This is a genomic window from Enterobacter sp. NFIX58 (assembly GCF_900110475.1).
Taxonomy (GTDB): Bacteria; Pseudomonadota; Gammaproteobacteria; order Enterobacterales; family Enterobacteriaceae; genus Enterobacter; species Enterobacter quasiroggenkampii.
Genome location: NZ_FODW01000001.1, coordinates 1,690,421 through 1,712,125 on the forward strand (window position 1 = coordinate 1,690,421; position 21,705 = coordinate 1,712,125).

Here is a 21,705-nt window from a genome sequence, read left to right on the forward strand (position 1 = left end):
ACTATTTGCATTTGCAATAGCGTAGTGCCCGCGCTGTGGGAAGCGCTCATAAAACAACCGCAAAAGCAGGACGTACAATGAATAAGAAGATTCACTCTCTGGCCTTGCTGGTCAATTTAGGGATTTACGGCGTCGCGCTGCCCGCTCTGGCAGACGACAACACCGCCTCTGCGCAGCACGAAGACACGATGGTGATCACCGCCGCCGAGCAGAATCTGCAGGCGCCGGGGGTATCGACCATCACCGCCGATGAGATCCGTAAAAACCCGCCCGCGCGGGACGTGGCTGAAATCATCCGCACCATGCCGGGCGTTAACCTGACCGGTAACTCCACCAGCGGCCAGCGCGGGAATAACCGTCAGATTGATATCCGCGGCATGGGGCCAGAAAACACCCTGATCCTGATCGACGGCAAGCCGGTGACCAGCCGAAACTCCATCCGTCTGGGCTGGCGCGGCGAGCGCGATACCCGCGGCGATACCGGCTGGGTACCGCCGGAGATGATCGAGCGCATCGAAGTGATCCGCGGTCCGGCCGCCGCGCGCTACGGCAACGGCGCGGCAGGCGGCGTGGTGAACATCATCACCAAAAAATTCGACGACCAGTGGCACGGCTCCTGGAATACCTACCTGAATGCGCCTGAGCACAAGGATGAAGGTTCCACCAAACGCACCAACTTCAGCCTGAGCGGCCCGCTGGGCGGTGACTTCAGCTTCCGCATGTTCGGTAACCTGGACAAAACCCAGGCCGACGCGTGGGACATCAACCAGGGTCACCAGTCTGACCGAACCGGTGCCTACGCCGACACGCTGCCCGCGGGCCGTGAAGGGGTGGAAAATAAAGACATCAACGGCGTGGTGCGCTGGGACTTTGCGCCGATGCAGTCTCTGGAATTTGAGGCGGGCTACAGCCGCCAGAACAACCTCTACGCCGGTGATACCCAGAACACCAACAACGACAACAGCTCCAGCGGTCTGGTGAAAAAGAACTACGGCAAAGAGACCAACCGTATCTATCGCCAGAACTTCGCGGTGACCTGGAACGGCGGCTGGGATAACGGCATTACCACCAGCAACTGGGCGCAGTACGAGCACACCCGCAACTCCCGTCTGGGCGAAGGGCTGGCAGGCGGTCTGGAAGGCCTGTTCAACAGTAATAAATTCACCGACACCGATCTGGCCGACGTGATGCTGCACAGTGAAATCAACCTGCCGATTGATTTCCACGTTAACCAGAACCTGACGCTCGGCACCGAGTGGAACCAGCAGCGCATGAAGGACTCGACCTCCTTCACCCAAACTCAGCAGGGCGGCACCATTCCGGGCATGAGCAACGACCGCAGCCCGTACACGTCGGCAGAGATTTTCTCTCTGTTCGCCGAAAACAACATGGAGCTGACCGACAGCACCATGCTGACCCCTGCCCTGCGCTTCGACCATCACACCATCGTCGGCAACAACTGGAGCCCGTCACTTAACCTGTCGCAGGGTCTGGGGGATGACTTCACGCTGAAGATGGGGATCGCCCGCGCCTATAAGGCGCCGAGCCTGTACCAGACCAACCCGAACTACCTGCTCTACAGCAAAGGCCAGGGCTGCTACGCCAGCTCCGACGGCGTGGGCTGCTACATGATGGGTAACGACGACCTGAAGGCCGAAACCAGCATCAACAAAGAGATTGGCCTGGAGTGGAAACACGACGGCTGGCTGGCGGGCGTCACCTGGTTCCGCAACGACTACCGCGACAAGATTGAAGCGGGCTACGCGCCGATTGGTCACACCTCTTCCGGTAAAGTGCAGACGGATATCTACCAGTGGGAAAACGTGCCGAAGGCGGTGGTGGAAGGTCTGGAAGGCTCCCTGAACGTGCCGGTCAGCGACACGATTAACTGGACCAACAACATCACCTACATGCTGCAGAGCAAGAACAAGGAGACCGGCGACCGTCTGTCGATCATTCCGGAGTACACGCTGAACTCCACTCTGAGCTGGCAGGTGCATCAGGACGTGTCGCTCCAGTCGACCTTTACCTGGTACGGCAAGCAGCAGCCGAAGAAGTACAACTACAAAGGTCAGCCTGTCACCGGGTCTGAGAAAGACGAAGTCAGCCCGTACAGCATCGTTGGTCTGAGCGCAACCTGGGACATGACCAAAAACGTCAGCCTGACCGGCGGCGTGGATAACGTCTTCGACAAGCGCCAGTGGCGCGCGGGTAATGCCCAGACCACGGGCAACGCCACCACCGGTGCGTATATGTACGGCGCGGGGGCTTATACCTATAATGAGCCAGGCCGCACGTGGTATATGAGCGTGAATACGCGTTTCTGATAAAGGCAACAACGCCTCCCTCTCCCTATGGGAGAGGGCTGGGGTGAGGACGAGGTGAAAGCAAAACGGCAACCCCGTTGCCGTTTTTAGTGTTTGCTCCCTCTCCCCGTGGGAGAGGGCCGGGGTGAGGGCATCAGGCCGCACAATTCTGAAGGAAAAACCATGCACACAACCCACACCACGTTCATTCTCGCCGGCCACACCGTTCACCACGTCACCTTCGACCCAACCACCTTCACCGACGCCGATCTCCTCTGGCTCCCCCACCACGCCGAGCTTGCAAACGCCGGGCGCAAACGCAAAGCCGAGCATCTGGCAGGCCGCATCGCCGCCGCGCATGCCTTACCTGACCACACCGTGCCCGGCATCGGCCCCAGCGGTGAACCGCTCTGGCCGGAAGGCGTTTCAGGAAGCATCACCCACAGCGGCACGCAGGCGATGGCGGTTGCCGTCCGTCATCCAGATGCGCTTGTGGGTATTGATTGCGAAGCCATTCTTCCTGACCGTGAAGCCCGAGAAATCCAGGACGGCATCATTGATGCACAGGAAGCGATGTGCCTGACGCGCTCGGGCTACCCCTTTGCGCTGGCATTGACGCTTGCATTCAGCGCCAAAGAAAGTTTGTTTAAAGCCCTGTTCCCTACGGCAAGGCGCTACATGGGATTCGACTGTGCACGGGTCACGGCGTTGAATCAGCAAACTATCGCGTTGACGCTCAGCCATCCGGCAGGCCGTTATCAGCAGGGAAAATGCTTTAGCCTCGCCTGGCAACGTATTAATGGAGAGGTATATACCATGATTGTCGTTCAGGAATAATGCTGTCCTGTTTATTGCTCCAGCAATCTAGTTTTAATTAATACCAGATGAATAATAACAAAACCATCCTCCCCTATAGCCACCAATCAAATAAACGTACACCCACCGAGAAAAAATGTTAAGCCCCTCCCTACCATTTATAATAGCCACCAAAATTTTCCTTGAGCATTTAAAAGTATGCGAGCAGGTTTTTTTCATAACAGAACTCAGCCATAAAACCTCGAGCCAGATCAAAAATACCAAGATAAAAAAATCAATAAACACAAAATAAATCATTTCAATTTTATAATTTTAGGAACATTATGCTTTCGCTGTTTTACATTAACTCAATATCACTAAGGAAAGTATAATGCGTGAATTAAACCAAAATGAAATGAGCAGTGTCGCTGGTGGAATTGGTGCTGGTAACGGGAACGGTAATCACAGTGGTAACGGCAATGGTAACAGTGGCGGTAACGGTGGTACCTGTAACGGCGGCAATGGTGGTAATGGTGGCCGTGGGGGTAATGGCGGCAACGGCGGTAATGGCGGAAACTGTGGTGGTGGTAATAATGGCGGACGCCGTTAATCACCCTTAACAGCGAATACGACGGCTCACGATAGATTTTTATTGTGGGCCATTGTGAAGGATGTACTTATTTCATCAGGAGATGAAAATGCGAAAATTACTGAATTCTGAGATGCAGCTTATTTCCGGAGGATCACAATGTGACGGCGGTAATGGCGGCAATGGGGGCGCCGGTGGGAACGGAGGTCGTGGAGGAAACGGTGGCACGTGTGGGTCAGGCAATGGCGGCAACGGCGGCAATGGTGGACGTGGAGGTAACGGAGGAGATGGCGGTAACGGTGGCCCAGGCGGGAAAGGGGGCAAAGGCGGAAAAGGAGGTCCCGGAGGACATGACGGACGCAATGGAAAAGATGGCTGAATCTTTACCGGGTCAACATTACTGACTGAGAGCTAATGGCCAGGACAGTCAGTGAACGTTTTGGAACAGGTGGAATAACCAGGCGCCATTCAGCTAAAAATGATCGCCTGGAATCAGGCTAAATCTAAAGACTTGCTTTACAAAAGGAATAGCATGCGTGTATCGCCAACAAGCGGTTGAATACAAAAAAATGCGATGGCAGGGAAAGGCCTTATTACTACCTGGTATTCCAATTTGGCTTGTTGCCGGATTATCTGCTTTTTTTATTGTTGCCTTTATCGTTTTCATTTTGACATTCAGCTATACAAGAAGGATCACAGTGATGGGTGAGATATCCACGTATCCCCGCTCATCAAATGTGTATGCCAGTGTCCAGGGCGTTGTAGTTAAACAGTTTGTCACTGAAGGTCAACTGCTCAAAACAGGCGATGCTATCTACATGATAGATGTTAGTAAAAGCACGCGTAGCGGTGTTGTGAGTGATAACCAGCGAATGGATGTCGATAACCAACTTACACGTATTGCTCAAATCACGGATCTTCTTCAGGAGAATAAAAGAAACACTCTGGAAATGCTAAAAAAACAAAAAGAGCAATACAGTGCGGCCCTCAAACGATCCTCAGACATTATCGCACAAGCCCAGGAAGGCATTCGCGTCATGAAAACGAACATGGAAAACTATCGGCATTATCAAGCGCGCGGACTTATCACGCAGGATCAGTTGATAAACCAGATAGCCTTATACTACGAGCGACAAAATAATATGCTTAATTTGTCTGCTCAAAGCGATCAGAACGCGTTGCAGGTGACCACTCTCGAAAGCCAGATTCAAACTCAGGCTGCCGAATTTGATAACCAGATCCACCAGATGGAGCTTCAGCGCTACGAGCTGCAAAAAGAGCGTCTAAATATTGATGCCGGGGGCGCAATTATCATACGGGCAATGTCTGACGGGCGGGTAGACTCCCTGAGCGTTACTGTTGGGCAGATGATCAAACCTGGCGACAGCCTCCTGCAAATTATCCCTCTGACTATCGATCATTTTTCTCTTGTCACATGGGTGCCTAATGATGCCGTCCCCTACCTTTCTCCTGGCGACCGGGTGAACATTCGCTATGAGGCGTTTCCGGCACAAAAATTTGGCATGTTTGGGGGCTCCATTTCGGTTATCTCGCGTTCCCCTGCCTCCCCTCAGGAGATGCAAACCTATCAGGGGGCACTTAAAGCGACCTCACTCGGGGCCGCCCCTTACTACAAAATTATTATCAGGCCTGACAGACAAAACATTGCCTATGCGGGCAAACGTCTGAGTTTAGGCAATGGTATGCAGGCTCAAAGCACCTTATTTCTGGAAAAAAGAAAAATCTACCAGTGGATGCTTTCACCCTTCTACGATATGAAAAATAGCGCCGGGGGTCCGGTAAATGAGTAAACGCTCTCTTAAAACCCTCATCGAACAGCTGGATCTCCAGTTGCGCTCCCGGGTTCCGCTGGTCCACCAGACGGAATCGTCAGAGTGCGGTCTGGCCTGCCTCGCGATGATCTGTAGCCACTATGGCAAACAGAGCAACCTCATCGCCCTGCGTCAACAATTTAACCTGTCGGCACGGGGCACCACACTGGCAGGCATGACGCAAATTGCTGAACAACTTGGACTCGCAACACGCTGTTTATCCCTCGATCTCAATGAACTCAGCGCGCTTAAGACTCCTTGCATCCTGCACTGGGATTTTAACCATTTTGTGGTACTCGTCAGCGTGAAGCAGAATCGAGCCATACTTCACGACCCCGCTCGGGGGAGAAGAAAAGTAGGTATGGAGGAGATGTCGAAATACTTCACCGGCATAGCGCTCGAAGTATGGCCCGGAAGTACATTTGCCGCACAGCCAACAAGCCATCAGTTCAGCCTAAGGTCCCTGGCCGCGAAGGTGCACGGCCTTAAGGGAATGTTAGGCAAAATATTTTTCTATTCGCTCATTATTGAAACCATCAACCTGCTTATACCGATAGGCACTCAACTCGCCCTGGATCATGCTATTCCCGCCGCAGATATGGGCTTGTTAACGGTGATTTGTATCGGCCTGTTTCTCTTTACTTTACTGCGCGTGGCGTTGAGTGCTTTACGTTCATGGTCCTCGCTGATAATGACGACGCTTATCAATGTGCAGTGGCAGTCCGGGCTTTTTACCCATCTCGTGCGGCTGCCTCTAAGCTATTTTGAGCGGCGCAAGCTGGGCGATATTCAGTCGCGCTTTGGATCACTGAACACGCTTCGGGAAACTTTTACCAGTAGCATCATTGGGGCACTTATCGATGGAACCATGATGATGGGTGTCATCGTGATGATGATACTTTATGGCGGCTGGCTGACTGGCGTAGTCATAGGCTTTACTGCGCTGTATGTTCTGACCAGACTAATGACCTACAGTACCTATCGCGAGTTATCGGAAGAAACCCTCATCAGAGATGCCCGCACCCGGTCCTATTTCATGGAAACGTTGTACGGTATCGCGACCGTAAAAATGCAGGGTTTGAGTGAGAGACGCGGCACTCACTGGTTAAATCTGGAAATTGACACGATCAATACAGAGATAAAAATCACCAAAATGGATCTGCTTTTTGGTGGGGTAAACGCTTTTATTATTGCCTGCGAACAAATAACAATGTTATGGCTGGGTTCAAAACTCATCATAGAAAACGCGATGACAATTGGGATGTTCATCGCTTTTGGCGTGTTCAGAGAACAATTTGCCGACAGAATCTGGTCACTGACAAATTTTCTGATGAAGTTGCGCATGATGCATCTTCATAACGAACGCGTATCCGATATTGCGCTTAACGTAAGAGAAATGAAAAAGCCTGACAGAGAAATCATAAATACCATGCAACCTGTTACTCTTGAAACCCATGCGCTGAGCTATCGCTATGACGAGCATTCCGCCGATGTTTTTCGCAATCTCTCATTCAAGGTTTCAGCAGGTGAAAGCGTGGCGATTACAGGACCGTCAGGAGCGGGGAAAACTACGCTTATGAGAGTACTTTGTGGCTTATTTGAACCACTTTCGGGCTCCGTCACAATCGACGGTTATGACATTCAACAGCTGGGTTTAAACAACTATCGTAAAATTATCGGCTGCGTTATGCAGGATGATAAGTTGTTCTCTGGATCAATCAGGGAAAATATTTGTGGCTTTGATGACAAAGGCGATAAGGAGTGGATGGAAGCCTGCGCCCGCGCCAGCTATATCCATGACGTGATTATAAAAATGCCTATGGGATACGAGACCCTAATTGGTGAACTCGGTGAAGGATTATCAGGTGGACAAAAACAGCGACTCTTTATTGCGCGCGCGCTATATCGCAAACCCGGAATATTATTTATGGATGAAGCGACCAGCGCGCTGGATGAAGAGAGTGAGAGCTATGTCAATGCAGCCATCAAAAAGTTAAACATCACACGCATTATCATCGCGCACAGAAAATCAACTATCGCATCCGCTGAACGTGTGATTCAACTAACGCCACTAACAGAACAACATGAGCCCAGCCAGAAATGAAACATTGCCTGATACCGAGAATAAAACCTATCAGCAAGCAGATAATTATTACGATCCTCGCATTTTTCGGCTGTCTCTTTTTCGCTCATGCTAACGAAAATCCCTATGAGGATGGCATGGATCCTTATCATTGGATGGAAACTCACCCCCAACTGACTGCTCGCTGGTTAAATCAACGCTCAAACCAGACGGTTAAGACACTCCACGCCCTTCCATGGAGAAACGCGCTGGCGAAAAGGTTAAGCGAGCTGGAGAATACGGCCCCCACTATTTCTGATATTTATGATGCGGGACAAAATCGTTTTTATCTACGCTCAACGGTCGAACACCCATACCTGCGGCTGTTTGTAAGACAGAAGGGAAAACCGGAACGGGTGCTCATTGATCCGCCTGTTGGCTATGGGATTAATTTTTTTAGCCCTTCACATGATGGTCGCTACGTGGCTTTTGGGCTCTCAAGAAACGGGACTGAAAGCACGAGAATTACCGTTATCAGGGTTGTGGATAATGTCGTATTAGATACGCATATACCCGACGTTCGCTATCCCAGCGTTGTCTGGGCCGCGGATAATCAGTCCTTTTATTATAGTCTCAACACCATCACTCAGGATTCAGGACGACAAACCTGCGGCAAGGTCTACCTCCATCGTATAGGGCACGACAGAGACGTTATGACGTTTGACTGGCGCACGCTCCCTGAACTCGCACAAAAAGCCTGCGAAAACGTTAATCTGTACACCTCTCCTGATTCTGAATATCTGATTGTTAACGTTTCAAAATCCATCAGTGGTTATGGAGGCTACCTTTTTGCCGCTAAAAAAGACGCGGATGACAACAGCACACTCACCTGGAACAAAATTGTTGATACCGATAAAAATGTTTCTGCCTTTGTTTATTCCGGGAAGTGGATTTATCTGGCGAGCTATAACGCCTCCTCAGGCTATGATATTTCACGCATCAATCTGGCGGCTCCTGCCTCCACCAAAGAACCCGTGATGAGCTGGTCGAACGGAGAGTTAACACAATTAAGCCTGAGTAGGGATTCACTTTATGTGGCTTATCATAACGCCGGAAGCAGTAAATTCATGCGTATTCCGTTTGCTGATATCCGTCACCACCAGGCAATTCCGGTCCCTGCAGATGAAGACGTGAGTGCAATATTTGCCAGCAGCGATAGTCAGGACATTCTTTTCACCCGTCAGGGCTGGCTTAATCCCCCCGTCATTTATCATTATCAACCTGCGGATAACATTCTCCAGAAAACAGAGTTAATACCGCCGTTAAGCCAGCCCCTGACAGACTATGTGACGGAAGAAAAATGGGTCACTACAGCAGAGAATGTTCGCGTCCCACTGACTCTCATATACCGTAAAGGCATTGCGCGCGATGGTTCGGTCCCTACCTGGTTGACGGCTTATGGCGCGTACGGCGTGAGTACGTTTCCTTCATTCGATCTGACCCGTCTGCTCTGGCTGGAACAAGGCGGTATTCTCGCTATCGCGCATGTACGCGGAGGCGGTGAAATGGGCCCTGAATGGCACGAAGCAGGAAGAGCGGATAAGAAAGAAAATTCCATTACCGATTTTATCCGTTGCGCGGAATATCTTATCGACAGTCGCTACACCTCACCGTCAAAACTGGCAATCGGGGGTGAAAGCGCGGGGGGAATTATCGTGGGTATGGCGATGACCCGTCGCCCGGAACTGTTTTCCGCAGTGGCCATAGACGCCGGGATGCTGAATACCAGCCGACTGGATAACATTCCGATAGGCGTGATGAACTATGACGAACTGGGATCGCCGCTGACGCCGTCAGGCAGGCTAAACTTATTGAAAATAGATGCTTACCGGCATCTGGTACCTGAAAAACGTTATCCTCCCGTGCTGTTAACCGTGGGCCTGCATGATCAGCGCGTTTCCCCGTGGCAAACAGCAAAATTCGCCGCCCGTTTAGAGGAGATCGGCTCGCCGCGCAGCGTGCTGGTTCTGGCTTACCGTCAGGGAGGACACAGTGCGGCAACCTATGCCGAGGCAGATTCAAAATTAGTCGACACGGTAAGTTTCTTCATCTGGAAAACCGGTCTTCACGTTCAGGACAGGTGAAAGCGGCACCCGTTACGGGTGCCCTGTCATTCATACACGAAATGGTTCAAACATCCGGGAACATCACGCTATTCCCCGGCGCTTCCCTGTGCAGGTGGATAAAGTTCAGGTGCCGTTCATACTGGTCCAGAATATCCGTAATCACCTGCTCCTTGCTGTAGTCCATCAAATCATTCCCCTGACTTCCTTCCAGCAGGAAGGTCTCCAGCCGGTAGTAGGTCGACTTCCCGCTGCGCGCCCGGTAGGTAAAGCCGGGGACCGAGTACTGCTGTGGCCAGATCTGGTAGACAAAATTCTGCTCGTCGCCCATGTGCACCAGCAGGTCCAGGTGCCCCAGGGTCTCGCCCTCCTCCGGCGGCAGGTTTTTCAGCTCCACGTAGGCGCCGCGCAGCTTCAGCTCCTGCGCCACCTCTTCCATTGCCGGGAAGCAGACCGTCTCCATCATCTGTTTGGTGTAGCGCGTGCCCGGGTAGTTCATCAGGCGCGACAGGCGTTTCTTCCAGCTCAGCCTGTCCTGGGCCCCCATCGGACGCGGTGCGGTGTCGCGGCTGGCGCTGACACGGCGGTAATCTTCCACCTTGAGCGATTTATACAGCCCGGCCATCACGAAGAAGATAACGAAGCTGAACGGCAGCCCCATGATCACCGTGGTGTTCTGCAACGCCGAGATGCCGTTGGTCATCAGCATGCCGAGCGTCAGCAGGCCGATGGCGACGGACCAGAAGATACGCAGCCAGTTCGGCGCATCGCTGTTGATGTCTTTGAGCTTCGAGGTGAAGTTGCCCAGTACCAGCGCGCCGGAATCCGCTGAGGTGACGTAAAACAGCAGGCCGGTAATGGTCGCCACGGAGGCGCTAAAGGTGAACGCCGGGTACTGCGCCAGCAGGCTGTAGAAGCCGCGCTCCGGGTGCGCCATCGCTTCCTGTGCAAAGGTTGCGTTGCCGTGGATGATCTCATGGAGCGCGCTGTTGCCGAACACCGACAGCCACAGCAGGGTAAAGGTGAACGGGATAATCAGCGTGCCCATAACAAACTGACGGATGGTGCGGCCACGTGAAATACGCGCCAGGAACAGGCCGACAAACGGCGACCACGCGACCCACCACGCCCAGAAGAAAAGCGTCCAGTTGTTCATCCACTCCACCGGGCGGTCGAAGGCGAAGCTGTTCAGCGTCATGCCCATAAAGCGGTTCACGTAGTCGCCCACGTTCAGCACTAAGGCATTGAGCAGGAATGAGGTGTCGCCCATAAACAGCACGAACAGGATCAGGCCCAGCGCCAGCGCCACGTTCAGCTCGGAGAGCACGCGGATGCCCTTATCGACGCCCGACGTCACCGAAATGGTGGCGATAATGACGGAGAGCGCAATCAGCGCCGCTTTCGCCGCCATCGAATCCGGAATATCAAACAGCACGCTCAGCCCGTAGTTGAGCTGCACCACGCCAATCCCGAGCGTTGTCGCGATGCCGAAGATGGTGCCGATCACCGCCGCAATGTCGACGCTGTGGCCAATCGGGCCGTTGATCTTTTTACCGAAAATTGGGTACAGCGCGGAGCGGATGGTGAGGGGCAAATTATAACGATAGCTAAAGTATCCCAGCGCCATCCCCATCAGGGCGTACATTGACCAGCCGGTCAGGCCGTAGTGGAACAGCGTCCAGACCATCGCCTGGCGCGCGGCCTCCATCGTCTGCCCTGCCCCTTCAGGGGGCTGCATATACTGCGTGACCGGTTCGGCCACGGAGAAGAACATCAGGTCGATGCCGATGCCTGCGGCAAACAGCATCGCGGCCCAGCTCAGCAGGCTGAACTCGGGCTTGGATTGCTCGGGACCGAGCTTAACGGAGCCGAAGCGCGAGCAGGCAATGCAGACCACAAAGACGATATAGAGCGTCGCCGCCAGCAGGTAGTACCAGCCGAAGGTCTTTGACACCCAGTTCAGGGTGCGCCCAATCCACTCGGCAGAAAAATCGCGAAAGAAGATCGTTGTCAGGGAAAACAACAAAATCAGCCCGGCGGACGTATAAAAAACGACCGGGTTGATTTTGTCTTTTTCTCTGTCCTGTGAAAGGTCTGTCATCCAGTATCCTCACTGTTTTTGTAACTATTAAAATCCAAATCCGCAACAATTAAGACACATTTTATATTGAACGTCCAATCAAAAACCGCTTTAATGGTTAACCAACGCTGATGAATGGAGTGGCAAAAATGCCCAAAGTGGGGATGCAGCCGATCCGGCGCAGGCAGCTTATCGACGCCACGCTGGAAGCAATAAATGAAGTGGGAATGCATGACGCGACGATCGCGCAGATCGCCCGTCGGGCAGGCGTTTCCACGGGGATCATCAGTCACTATTTCAAAGACAAAAACGGCCTGCTGGAAGCGACCATGCGCGACATCACCGGCCAGCTGCGCGATGCGGTATTAAGCCGCCTGCACGCCCTGCCGAACGGCAGCGCGGAGCAGCGTCTGCAGGCGATTGTCGGCGGTAACTTTGATGAAACCCAGGTGAGCAGCGCGGCGATGAAGGCCTGGCTGGCCTTCTGGGCAAGCAGCATGCATCAGCCGATGCTCTACCGCCTGCAGCAGGTGAGCAGCCGCCGCCTGCTGTCGAACCTGGTGTACGAGTTCCGCCGCGAGCTTCCGCGCGAGCAGGCCCAGGAGGCGGGATATGGGCTGGCGGCGCTGATCGACGGGCTGTGGCTGCGCGCCGCGCTGAGCGGCAAGCCGCTGGATAAGACCCTGGCGCAGTCACTGACCAGCCACTTTATCAGCCAGCATTTACCGACCGAATAACCGAGGAGAATTTATGTCCCGAATGGCAGAACAGCAGCTTTATATCAATGGTGGTTATACATCGGCCACCAGCGGTCGCACCTTCGAGACCATCAACCCGGCCAACGGTGAAGTCCTGGCGACCGTTCAGGCCGCCGGGCGCAAAGACGTCGATCGCGCCGTAGAAAGCGCAACGCGCGGGCAAAAAGTCTGGGCAGCGATGACCGCCATGGAGCGCTCTCGCATCCTGCGTCGCGCCGTCGACATCCTGCGCGAGCGCAACGACAATCTGGCAAAGCTGGAAACCCTCGACACCGGTAAAGCGTATTCCGAAACCTCAACCGTGGATATCGTCACCGGTGCGGACGTGCTGGAGTACTACGCGGGTCTGATCCCGGCGCTGGAAGGCAGCCAGATCCCCTTGCGCGAGACCTCATTCGTCTATACCCGCCGCGAGCCGCTGGGCGTGGTGGCGGGCATCGGCGCATGGAACTACCCGATCCAGATCGCCCTGTGGAAATCCGCCCCGGCGCTGGCGGCGGGCAACGCAATGATCTTCAAGCCGAGCGAAGTGACACCGCTTACCGCCCTGAAGCTTGCCGAGATCTACACCGAAGCGGGCCTGCCGGACGGCGTGTTTAACGTCCTGCCGGGCGTGGGCGCGGAGACCGGCCAGTACCTGACCGAGCATCCGGGCATCGCCAAAGTCTCCTTTACTGGCGGCGTCGCCAGCGGCAAAAAGGTGATGGCGAACGCCGCGGCCTCCTCCCTGAAAGAGGTGACGATGGAGCTGGGCGGCAAATCGCCGCTGATTATTTTTGACGATGCGGATCTGGATCTCGCTGCGGACATCGCCATGATGGCCAACTTCTTCAGCTCCGGCCAGGTGTGCACCAACGGCACCCGCGTGTTTGTTGCGGCTAAGTTCAAAGCCGCGTTTGAGCAGAAAATCGTTGAGCGCGTGGGCCGCATCCGCGCGGGCGATCTGTTCGATGAAGCGACCAACTTTGGTCCGATGGTCAGCTTCCCGCACCGCGACAGCGTGATGCGCTACATCGCCAAAGGCAAAGAGGAAGGCGCGCGCGTGCTGTGCGGCGGCGACGTGCTGAAGGGCGAAGGCTTCGATAACGGCGCGTGGGTGGCCCCGACCGTGTTCACCGACTGCACCGACGAGATGACCATCGTGCGCGAAGAGATCTTCGGCCCGGTGATGTCCATCCTGACCTATGAGTCCATTGAGGAAGCGATTCGCCGCGCCAACGACACCGACTACGGTCTGGCGGCAGGCATCGTCACGGCCGACCTGAACCGCGCCCACGGCGCCATTCATCAGCTCGAAGCGGGCATCTGCTGGATCAACACCTGGGGTGAATCCGCCGCAGAGATGCCGGTCGGCGGCTACAAGCACTCCGGCATTGGCCGCGAGAACGGCGTCATGACGCTGCAGAGCTATACCCAGGTGAAGTCCATCCAGGTTGAGATGGGTAAATTCCAGTCCTTATTTTAACCGGGAGGTTTATTTGCAATTTGACTACATCATTATCGGGGCCGGCTCTGCCGGCAACGTGCTGGCTACACGACTGACTGAAGATCCGAACACCACCGTCCTGCTGCTTGAAGCAGGCGGACCGGATTACCGCTTTGACTTCCGCACCCAGATGCCCGCCGCGCTGGCGTTCCCGCTGCAGGGCAAGCGCTACAACTGGGCGTACGAAACCGAGCCAGAGCCGTACATGAACAACCGCCGCATGGAGTGCGGGCGCGGCAAAGGGCTGGGCGGCTCGTCGCTGATCAACGGCATGTGCTACATCCGCGGTAACGCGATGGACCTCGACCACTGGGCAAAAGAGCCGGGTCTGGAGCACTGGTGCTACCTCAACTGCCTGCCCTACTACCGCAAGGCAGAGACGCGCGACGTGGGGCCGAACGACTATCACGGCGGCGACGGTCCGGTGAGCGTCACCACTTCGAAACCGGGCGTGAACCCGCTGTTTGAGGCGATGGTGGAGGCGGGCGTGCAGGCGGGCTATCCGCGCACCGACGATCTCAACGGCTATCAGCAGGAAGGCTTCGGCCCGATGGACCGCACGGTCACGCCGCAGGGCCGACGCGCCAGCACCGCGCGCGGCTATCTGGATCAGGCGAAACCGCGCCCAAACCTGACCATCCGCACCCACGCCATGACCGATCGCATCCTCTTTGAGGGCAAGCGCGCGGTGGGCGTCGAGTGGCTGGAGGGTGAAAGCACCATCCCATCCAAAGCGACGGCAAAAAAAGAAGTGCTGCTGAGTGCCGGGGCGATTGCCTCCCCGCAGATCCTCCAGCGCTCCGGCGTGGGCAACGCTGACCTGCTGAAACAGTTCGATATCCCGCTGGTACACGATCTGCCCGGCGTGGGCGAAAACCTGCAGGATCACCTGGAGATGTACCTCCAGTACGAATGCAAAGAGCCGGTCTCCCTCTACCCTGCTCTGCAGTGGTGGAACCAGCCGAAGATTGGCGCCGAGTGGCTGTTTGGCGGCACCGGCGTGGGCGCGAGCAACCACTTCGAAGCGGGCGGGTTTATCCGCAGCCGTGAAGAGTTTGAGTGGCCGAACATTCAGTACCACTTCCTGCCGGTGGCGATTAACTACAACGGCTCGAACGCGGTGAAAGAGCACGGCTTCCAGTGCCACGTCGGCTCCATGCGCTCCCCGAGCCGTGGGCACGTGCGCATCCAGTCGCGCGATCCGCACCAGCATCCGGCGATCCTGTTCAACTATATGTCCCACGAGCAGGACTGGCAGGAGTTTCGCGATGCGATCCGCATTACCCGCGAGATCATGCACCAGCCCGCGCTGGACAAGTACCGCGGCCGTGAAATCAGTCCGGGTATTGACTGCCAGACCGACGAGCAGCTGGACGAGTTCGTGCGCAACCACGCCGAAACCGCCTTCCACCCGTGCGGCACCTGCAAGATGGGTTATGACGAGATGGCGGTGGTCGACGGCGAAGGCCGCGTTCACGGGCTGGAAGGGCTGCGCGTGGTGGATGCGTCGATTATGCCGCAGATCATCACCGGCAACCTGAACGCCACCACCATTATGATCGGCGAAAAGATTGCCGACGTCATTCGCGGACGCGAGCCGCTGGCGAAGAGCACGGCCGCGTATTATGTGGCGAACGGGGCACCGGTGAGGCGCTGAGGATATTTCCCCTCACCCTGCCTCTCCCCATAGGCTGAGGGATCCCCAGTAATTTTAAGCAGCATCAATAACGTTGTTTAAGAACGACTGAAGCCTTTCAGCGATGCCCTGGTCCGGCTGTAAATCGCTGAGGCGTTTCCTGCAGGCCGGGGCGAGGCGCATGGATGCGCCGAGAGGGCGGGCTTTACAGGGACGTTACCTCCGCCCGTCCCCGATAAGCCGGAAGGAATAAGCCGAGGGCACCACGTAGCGGCGATTTACCGCCGGGAGCCCGGGTCGCCAGGGTGGTGGCGACTGAGCCACCCTGGCACGTTCACAGGTTATGGGGTTACGGAGTAGCAAGGAACATAAAGTGAACGGAATGACCACAACAGCTGTATGTTCCCCTCACCCTAACCCTCTCCCCGGAGGGGCGAGGGGACTGTTCCGTGCTGGCATTACTTTGTGGGGCCCCCTCAGCTCCATAGGGGAGAGGGGATTAACCTCCCCCTTCAAAAATTTATTTTTATTTTCCTGCATCCAGTTTCCACCCTCCCCTCGTATATGCATATGTGAGCAACCCCTTTGCTCCCCAATCCGAGGAAAGATGATGAAAAAGCTAACCCGTGTTGCATTCGTAACCAGCGCTTTACTCTTCTGTGCAGGCGCATCAGCCGCCATGACGTCAGGCTCCGTGATGGTGGGCGGAGCGGAAATGTTCCCGAGCAAAAATATTGTTGAAAACGCCATAAACTCGAAAGATCACACCACGCTGGTAGCCGCCGTCAAAGCGGCAGGACTGGTGGATACGCTTCAGAGCAAAGGGCCATTCACCGTGTTTGCGCCGACCAATGCGGCGTTTGCGAAATTGCCTGCCGGCACGGTCGAGAACCTGGTCAAACCCGAAAACAAAGCAACACTCACCAGCATCCTGACCTATCACGTGGTCGCCGGTAATTACGATATGAAAGCGCTGGAGCAGAAAATTAAACAGGGCGGCGGCCACGCGGAGCTGAAGACCGTTAACGGTCAGCCGCTGTGGATCATGAGCAACGGCCCGCACAATATTCAGCTTAAGGACGGTAAAGGCAATGTGGCGAACATTAGCACCTATGACGTTCATCAAAAAAACGGCGTGATCGATGTGATTGATACCGTCCTGATGCCTAAGTAGTTGTCTATACTTCGGAAGTGTGACGTTGCCTTCCGGGAAAAACATGGATAACGCGCTGGCTGAACAGCAACTGAAATTAATGCAGGCGGTCGCAAACGGCGATCGCCGTGCATTTGAACAACTTTATCGACTCACCTCGCCACACCTGTTTGCCGTCGCGCTGCGCATGCTGCGTGACCGCGCATGGGCAGAAGAGATCCTTCACGACTGTTTTATCACCGTCTGGAGTAAAGCCGAAACCTACAACGCTGCTCTGAGCTCCCCGATGACCTGGCTTACGCACATTGTGCGCAACCGCTGTATTGACTGGCTGCGAAGCGGGAAAACCCGCGCTGCCGACCGCGAGACGGCGTATAACGACGCGATTCTGCCTTGCGAGAACGATGAGCAGAATAACTGGCACGACGATGTGCAGGCAGAACGGCTCAGGCAGTGTCTCGAACATTTGAGCAGCGAACAGCGCCAGAGCATTACGCTCGCCTACTATCAGGGAATGTCTCACAGCGACATTGCCGACTGGCTCCAGCAGCCTCTGGGCTCGGTGAAAAGCTGGATACGTCGGGCAATGGACCATCTTCGGGAGTGTGTCGGGCTATGAATGACGCAGAAAAACGCGACGACATGCTGGCAGCAGAGTATGCCCTCGGCACGCTGCGGGGAGGAGTGCGGCTTCAGTTCCAGAAAAGGGTCCTCCATGAACCCGCTCTGGCCGCCCGCGTGGCGTACTGGCAGGAAATGTTCAGCACGCTGGATAGTCATCTTGTGCCCGTCCCGCCACCCGAGACGGTGTGGAAGAGAATCGCCCTCGATCTGCCGCCCAAAAAGCCTTTACGCAAAAGTCGGCCTTATGTCGGCTGGATGGCTGCGGCCTCCCTCGCCGCCCTGTCGGTCGTTGCCTGGTATGCCATCCGTACCCCGGAACTCGCTCCGCTGATGGTACTCAACGATACCCAACAGCACGGACAGTGGGTCGTCAGCGCGGACACCAGCCGTCAGCACCTGAGCATTGCCCCTCTTCGACCAGCGGCCGTCGCGCCGCAACACAGCCTGCAGCTTTGGCTGATCCCAGGCGGGCAGGCGCCGGTATCCATGGGGCTGCTGCATAACGACATCCCCACACGTGTCACTCTCAGGAACACAACGCTCCCTCCTGACGCCACGATAGCCATAAGCCTTGAACCAGAGGGCGGCTCGCCCACTGGACTCCCCACAGGCCCGGTGCTTTACAGTGGCAAATTATAATCCTCAGGCCCTGTTCGCAGGGCCGCTATCGTGACCCGATTTCATTTATATACTATTCTCGGTTACCTATAAGAATTAAATATTAGGCCTGCAATTAATTTAATTATTAAAAAACGACATTGACAGACTCTTCCGTACTCCATTAAGTTTTAAACGAACATCATTTTATTCCCGATACACAATATATCCAAAACCGCGTTAATGAATTTGTCATTATTCATTAACGCTTCTCTGCCTTTTATTTTTTGCATCACTCAATAGCGAGATAAGATCATGAATAATAGTGCAAACAAGGTTGTTGTCATTACCGGTGCCAGCAGCGGTATTGGTCAGGCGATTGCCCTCCATTTAGCGAATAACGCGTTTTCGCTGGTGCTGGTGGCGCGCCGTCTGGACAGAATTAATGCCCTGGTGGATCAGATTATTCAGCAAGGCGGCAAGGCTATTGCCGTCAAGGCCGATGTCACCCGTCAGGAAGAGGTTCAGCATGCCATTGACGCTGCCGTTGCCGCCTACCAGCGCGTGGATGTGCTGATCAACAACGCGGGCTTTATGGCTATCGCCCCGCTTAGCGAGCTGAAAACCGACGAATGGGACAAGATGATTGATACCAATCTGAAAGGGGTACTGTACGGCATCGCTGCCGCTTTTCCGGTGTTCCAGCGTCAGGGCAGCGGGCATTTTATTAACGTTGCCTCCGTCGCGGGCATCAAGGTGCTGGCGCCTGGCGGCGTGGTGTACAGCGCCACGAAATTCGCCGTCCGCGCGCTGAGTGAAGGCTTACGTCAGGAGGCGGGTAAAACCCTCCGCACGACGCTTATTTCGCCCGGCGCCGTCGAGAGCGAACTGCAATTCGGCAGTTCTGATGAAGAGAGCAAAAAATTTCTCCATGAGTTTTATAAGCAGGCTATTCCGGCTGACGCGATTGCCCGCGCGGTTTTATTTGCCATAGAACAGCCTGGCGACGTTGATATTAATGAAATTGTTGTTCGTCCAACGCAGGAAGAATTTTAGCCTGGGTTAAATAATACTGAATGAGGTGTCAGTATGATTAAATCATTAACGTCCTTATCAGATCTCAATATGCGAACGGGTGCCGATATTCTCCTTGAAGTGCTGGAGAGTGAAGGCGTGGAATATATTTTTGGCAACCCCGGAACCACCGAGCTTCCTCTGATTGATGCCCTGCTTCGCCATGAAAATATTCACTATATTCTGGCGCTTCAGGAGAGCACCGTGGTGGCGATTGCTGACGGCTATGCGAAAGCCTCCGGCAAGACCGGTTTTATCAATTTGCATACCGCCAGCGGTCTGGGGCACGGCATGGGGAATCTCATTAATTCGCGGATCATGAAAACCCCGCTGGTTGTCACCGTCGGACAGCAGGATACGCGACACTACGTCCGCGACCCGCTGCTGTATGATGATATTGTTTCCATTGGCTCCCCGGTCATGAAATGGGCGCAGGAGGTCACCAGCGCCGACCAGCTCCCGGTGCTGGTGCGCCGCGCGTTTCACGCTGCCAGCTATCCTCCGGCTGGTCCGGTGCTGCTCTCTCTACCAATGAACGTGATGGAAGAGCTCAGCGACGCCGGGATACAAACGGCCTCGAAAGTGAACTACCACACCGTGGCGGGCTCGCTGGACGAGCTGGCCGAAGAACTGAGCCAGGTTACGCCCGGCAGGATCATGATTGTGGCGGGCGATGAGGTGCACTCCAGCGGCTCGACGCAGGAGATTGTCCAGCTGGCGGAAGCGCTCAGCGCCCACGTCTACGGCTCCTCCTGGCCGCTGAATTTACCTTTTCCCACTCAGCACGCGCTCTGGCGGGGCAATATGCCCACCACCGCCAGCGAAATCGCCAGCATCATCAATGCCTACGATGCCGTATTCATCATCGGCGGCAGAAGCCTGATCACCATTTTGTACAGCGAGGGCGAGGCCATTCCGGCGACCTGCGCGGTGTATCAGCTCTCGGCGGATATGCACGAACTTGGCCGTACGTATGCCACTCGCCTTTCGGTGATGGGGGATATCAAGCTCTCCCTGCACGAACTGTTGCCAAAGCTTAAGCAGCGCCTGATCGCCAGCAGGCTGGTCCACCAGCGGCTGCTGGTTGCGGCCCGCGACGAACGGGAGAAGGAGTGGCAGCAGCAGGAGGAACGTCTGGCCGCCGAGCGGCTACGCCCGGCGATCTCCCCGATGGTCGCAGCATGGGAAGTCATCCGATCCATTCCGGCGGGCACCACCATCGTTGATGAGGCGATAGCGACCGCCAGGCATGTCCGCCGGTTCATCTCTGACCAGCAGCACCAGCGCTACTACTTTATGCGCGGCGGCGGACTGGGCTGGGGGATGCCTGCCTCAGTAGGGCACTCGCTGGGACGCGGACGGGAGCCGGTGGTCTGCCTGATAGGTGACGGAGCCTCCCTGTACTCGCCGCAGGCGCTCTGGACGGCGGCACACGAAAATCTGCCAGTCACCTTTATCGTCATGAATAACAGGGAGTACAACATCCTGAAAAACTTTATGAAGAGCCAGGCTGACTACAGCTCAACGCGGCTGGGGCGTTTTATCGGGATGGACCTGGTGAACCCGCATATCGATTTTCAGTCGCTGGCCACCGCCATGGGCGTCCACTGCTGCCGGGTAACCGAGGCTGCCGATATCGCCGAAGCGGTAACGCGCGGGCTACAGTCAGGAAAAACCAACCTGATAGAAATCGCGATTTCCGCGGATTAGCCTCGCGTTTGCGCTGTACCCTACATAAAAAACTTATAACCGAAACGCCTCAAGACGCTTTATCTGACGCCCGTCGTCGTCAAAATTCTCCGCCGCCAGCCAGGCGCGCAGCTCCGCATCTCTTTGCGGCCATTCGCCGTCAATAATAGAAAGCATATCGCTGTCGCGGTTGCGCCCTTTGCGCACCAGCTTCTGGCGCAGGCGCCCTTCCCAGACAAACCCCAGCCGCTCCGCCGCCCTGCGTGAGGCAACGTTCATCGAATCGCACTTCCACTCCAGCCGCCGGTAGCCGTGCTCAAACGCATTTTTCAGCAGCAGCCACACCGTTTCAGTGCCGATGCGGGAACCTTTCATTTTACGCGACCAGGTCACGTGTCCTATCTCCACCGACCCCAGTAGCCGCTCGTTGGCCATATAGCTCACCAGCCCCACCGCACGTTCGGTACGTAAGTCAATGACGGCAAACGGCACCAGCTCATCATCCATGACCTTCGCCATGATCCAGTGCGCGGTGGCTTCCACGCTCGTGGGCTGCGTGCTGGCAAGCCACGTCCAGTCGCTGTCGTCGCCCAGCGCGTAGGCCTCATAGAGATCGGCCGCGTGGCGATCGGCGTCCAGCGGCTCCAGGCGGCAATACTGGCCGAACAGCGGCGTGCGGGTTAACGCGCGCGCGCCTTTCCAGTCGGGAACGATATCGTTAACGGTTTGACCATGTTGATTGATTTCGGGCACGGCGATGACTCCCTGAAAGGTAAGGCATTTGTTATAGCAGGTTAAAAAGCAGGCGAAAAGCAGCGTGTTTTAATAGCCCGAGCGCATGCGATATTCCCGGAAGGCATAAGTAAAGCTGAATTTCGACTTTGTGGAATGTCACAGTCGC

17 protein-coding genes are annotated in these 21,705 nt (G+C 55.4%); 15 read left to right on the forward strand and 2 right to left on the reverse strand.

Annotated elements, in window-relative coordinates; all coding sequences use genetic code 11:
* The first annotated feature begins 77 nt into the window (after positions 1 to 77).
* The 7 genes from BMW97_RS08320 (at position 78) to BMW97_RS08350 (ending at position 9,728) form a co-directional block, all read left to right on the forward strand.
* Positions 78 to 2,327 carry a TonB-dependent siderophore receptor gene (locus BMW97_RS08320; protein WP_090392641.1) on the forward strand — a complete coding sequence of 750 codons (2,250 nt, stop codon included), beginning with the start codon at positions 78 to 80 and terminating at the stop codon, positions 2,325 to 2,327.
* Positions 2,328 to 2,489: 162 nt separating this feature from the next.
* A complete protein-coding gene (gene entD, locus BMW97_RS08325; protein WP_045909631.1) occupies positions 2,490 to 3,143 on the forward strand; it encodes an enterobactin synthase subunit EntD in 654 nt (217 codons plus the stop codon).
* Between the two features lie 349 nt (positions 3,144 to 3,492).
* A complete protein-coding gene (locus BMW97_RS08330; RefSeq protein WP_045909632.1) occupies positions 3,493 to 3,711 on the forward strand; it encodes a hypothetical protein in 219 nt (72 codons plus the stop codon).
* Positions 3,712 to 3,851: 140 nt separating this feature from the next.
* Positions 3,852 to 4,094: a hypothetical protein gene (locus BMW97_RS08335; RefSeq protein WP_052714374.1), complete on the forward strand. Its 243-nt coding sequence runs from the start codon at positions 3,852 to 3,854 to the stop codon at positions 4,092 to 4,094.
* Positions 4,095 to 4,226: 132 nt separating this feature from the next.
* A complete protein-coding gene (locus tag BMW97_RS08340; protein ID WP_045909633.1) occupies positions 4,227 to 5,501 on the forward strand; it encodes an HlyD family secretion protein in 1,275 nt (424 codons plus the stop codon).
* A complete protein-coding gene (locus BMW97_RS08345) occupies positions 5,494 to 7,626 on the forward strand; it encodes a peptidase domain-containing ABC transporter (protein WP_045909634.1) in 2,133 nt (710 codons plus the stop codon). The genes BMW97_RS08340 and BMW97_RS08345 overlap by 8 nt, the downstream gene beginning before the upstream one ends.
* Complete coding sequence (locus tag BMW97_RS08350; protein ID WP_082087752.1) at positions 7,623 to 9,728, forward strand: prolyl oligopeptidase family serine peptidase; 2,106 nt, start codon at positions 7,623 to 7,625, stop codon at positions 9,726 to 9,728. Before BMW97_RS08345 ends, BMW97_RS08350 begins: the two co-directional genes overlap by 4 nt.
* 46 nt (positions 9,729 to 9,774) lie before the next feature.
* Here the strand turns inward: BMW97_RS08350 and betT are convergent, their stop codons facing one another.
* A complete protein-coding gene (gene betT / locus BMW97_RS08355; protein ID WP_024906970.1) occupies positions 9,775 to 11,808 on the reverse strand; it encodes a choline BCCT transporter BetT in 2,034 nt (677 codons plus the stop codon).
* A gap of 128 nt (positions 11,809 to 11,936) precedes the next feature.
* On the opposite strand from betT, the gene betI reads away from it, so the two are divergent.
* From betI to BMW97_RS08400, 8 genes are all read left to right on the forward strand, one after another.
* Entirely contained in the window at positions 11,937 to 12,524 is a 588-nt protein-coding gene (gene betI / locus BMW97_RS08365; RefSeq protein ID WP_023343550.1) for a transcriptional regulator BetI, read from the forward strand.
* 13 nt (positions 12,525 to 12,537) lie between these two features.
* The gene (gene betB / locus BMW97_RS08370; protein WP_045909636.1) at positions 12,538 to 14,010 is read left to right on the forward strand and encodes a betaine-aldehyde dehydrogenase; all 1,473 of its coding nucleotides are present in this window, start codon (positions 12,538 to 12,540) and stop codon (positions 14,008 to 14,010) included.
* A gap of 13 nt (positions 14,011 to 14,023) precedes the next feature.
* Positions 14,024 to 15,688 carry a choline dehydrogenase gene (gene betA / locus BMW97_RS08375; protein ID WP_090392642.1) on the forward strand — a complete coding sequence of 555 codons (1,665 nt, stop codon included), beginning with the start codon at positions 14,024 to 14,026 and terminating at the stop codon, positions 15,686 to 15,688.
* Positions 15,689 to 16,277: 589 nt separating this feature from the next.
* Complete coding sequence (locus BMW97_RS08380) at positions 16,278 to 16,841, forward strand: fasciclin domain-containing protein (protein ID WP_024906966.1); 564 nt, start codon at positions 16,278 to 16,280, stop codon at positions 16,839 to 16,841.
* Between the two features lie 43 nt (positions 16,842 to 16,884).
* Positions 16,885 to 17,439 carry an RNA polymerase sigma factor gene (locus tag BMW97_RS08385; protein WP_045909638.1) on the forward strand — a complete coding sequence of 185 codons (555 nt, stop codon included), beginning with the start codon at positions 16,885 to 16,887 and terminating at the stop codon, positions 17,437 to 17,439.
* Positions 17,436 to 18,083 carry an anti-sigma factor gene (locus BMW97_RS08390; RefSeq protein ID WP_045909639.1) on the forward strand — a complete coding sequence of 216 codons (648 nt, stop codon included), beginning with the start codon at positions 17,436 to 17,438 and terminating at the stop codon, positions 18,081 to 18,083. The genes BMW97_RS08385 and BMW97_RS08390 overlap by 4 nt, the downstream gene beginning before the upstream one ends.
* A 273-nt stretch (positions 18,084 to 18,356) precedes the next feature.
* Positions 18,357 to 19,097: an SDR family oxidoreductase gene (locus BMW97_RS08395; protein WP_045909640.1), complete on the forward strand. Its 741-nt coding sequence runs from the start codon at positions 18,357 to 18,359 to the stop codon at positions 19,095 to 19,097.
* 33 nt (positions 19,098 to 19,130) lie between these two features.
* Positions 19,131 to 20,825 (forward strand): thiamine pyrophosphate-binding protein, encoded by a 1,695-nt coding sequence (locus tag BMW97_RS08400; protein WP_045909641.1) that lies wholly within the window; start codon positions 19,131 to 19,133, stop codon positions 20,823 to 20,825.
* A gap of 33 nt (positions 20,826 to 20,858) precedes the next feature.
* On the opposite strand, the gene BMW97_RS08405 is transcribed toward BMW97_RS08400, so the two are convergent.
* Positions 20,859 to 21,557 (reverse strand): GNAT family N-acetyltransferase, encoded by a 699-nt coding sequence (locus BMW97_RS08405; RefSeq protein WP_045909642.1) that lies wholly within the window; start codon positions 21,555 to 21,557, stop codon positions 20,859 to 20,861.
* Positions 21,558 to 21,705: the final 148 nt, after the last annotated feature.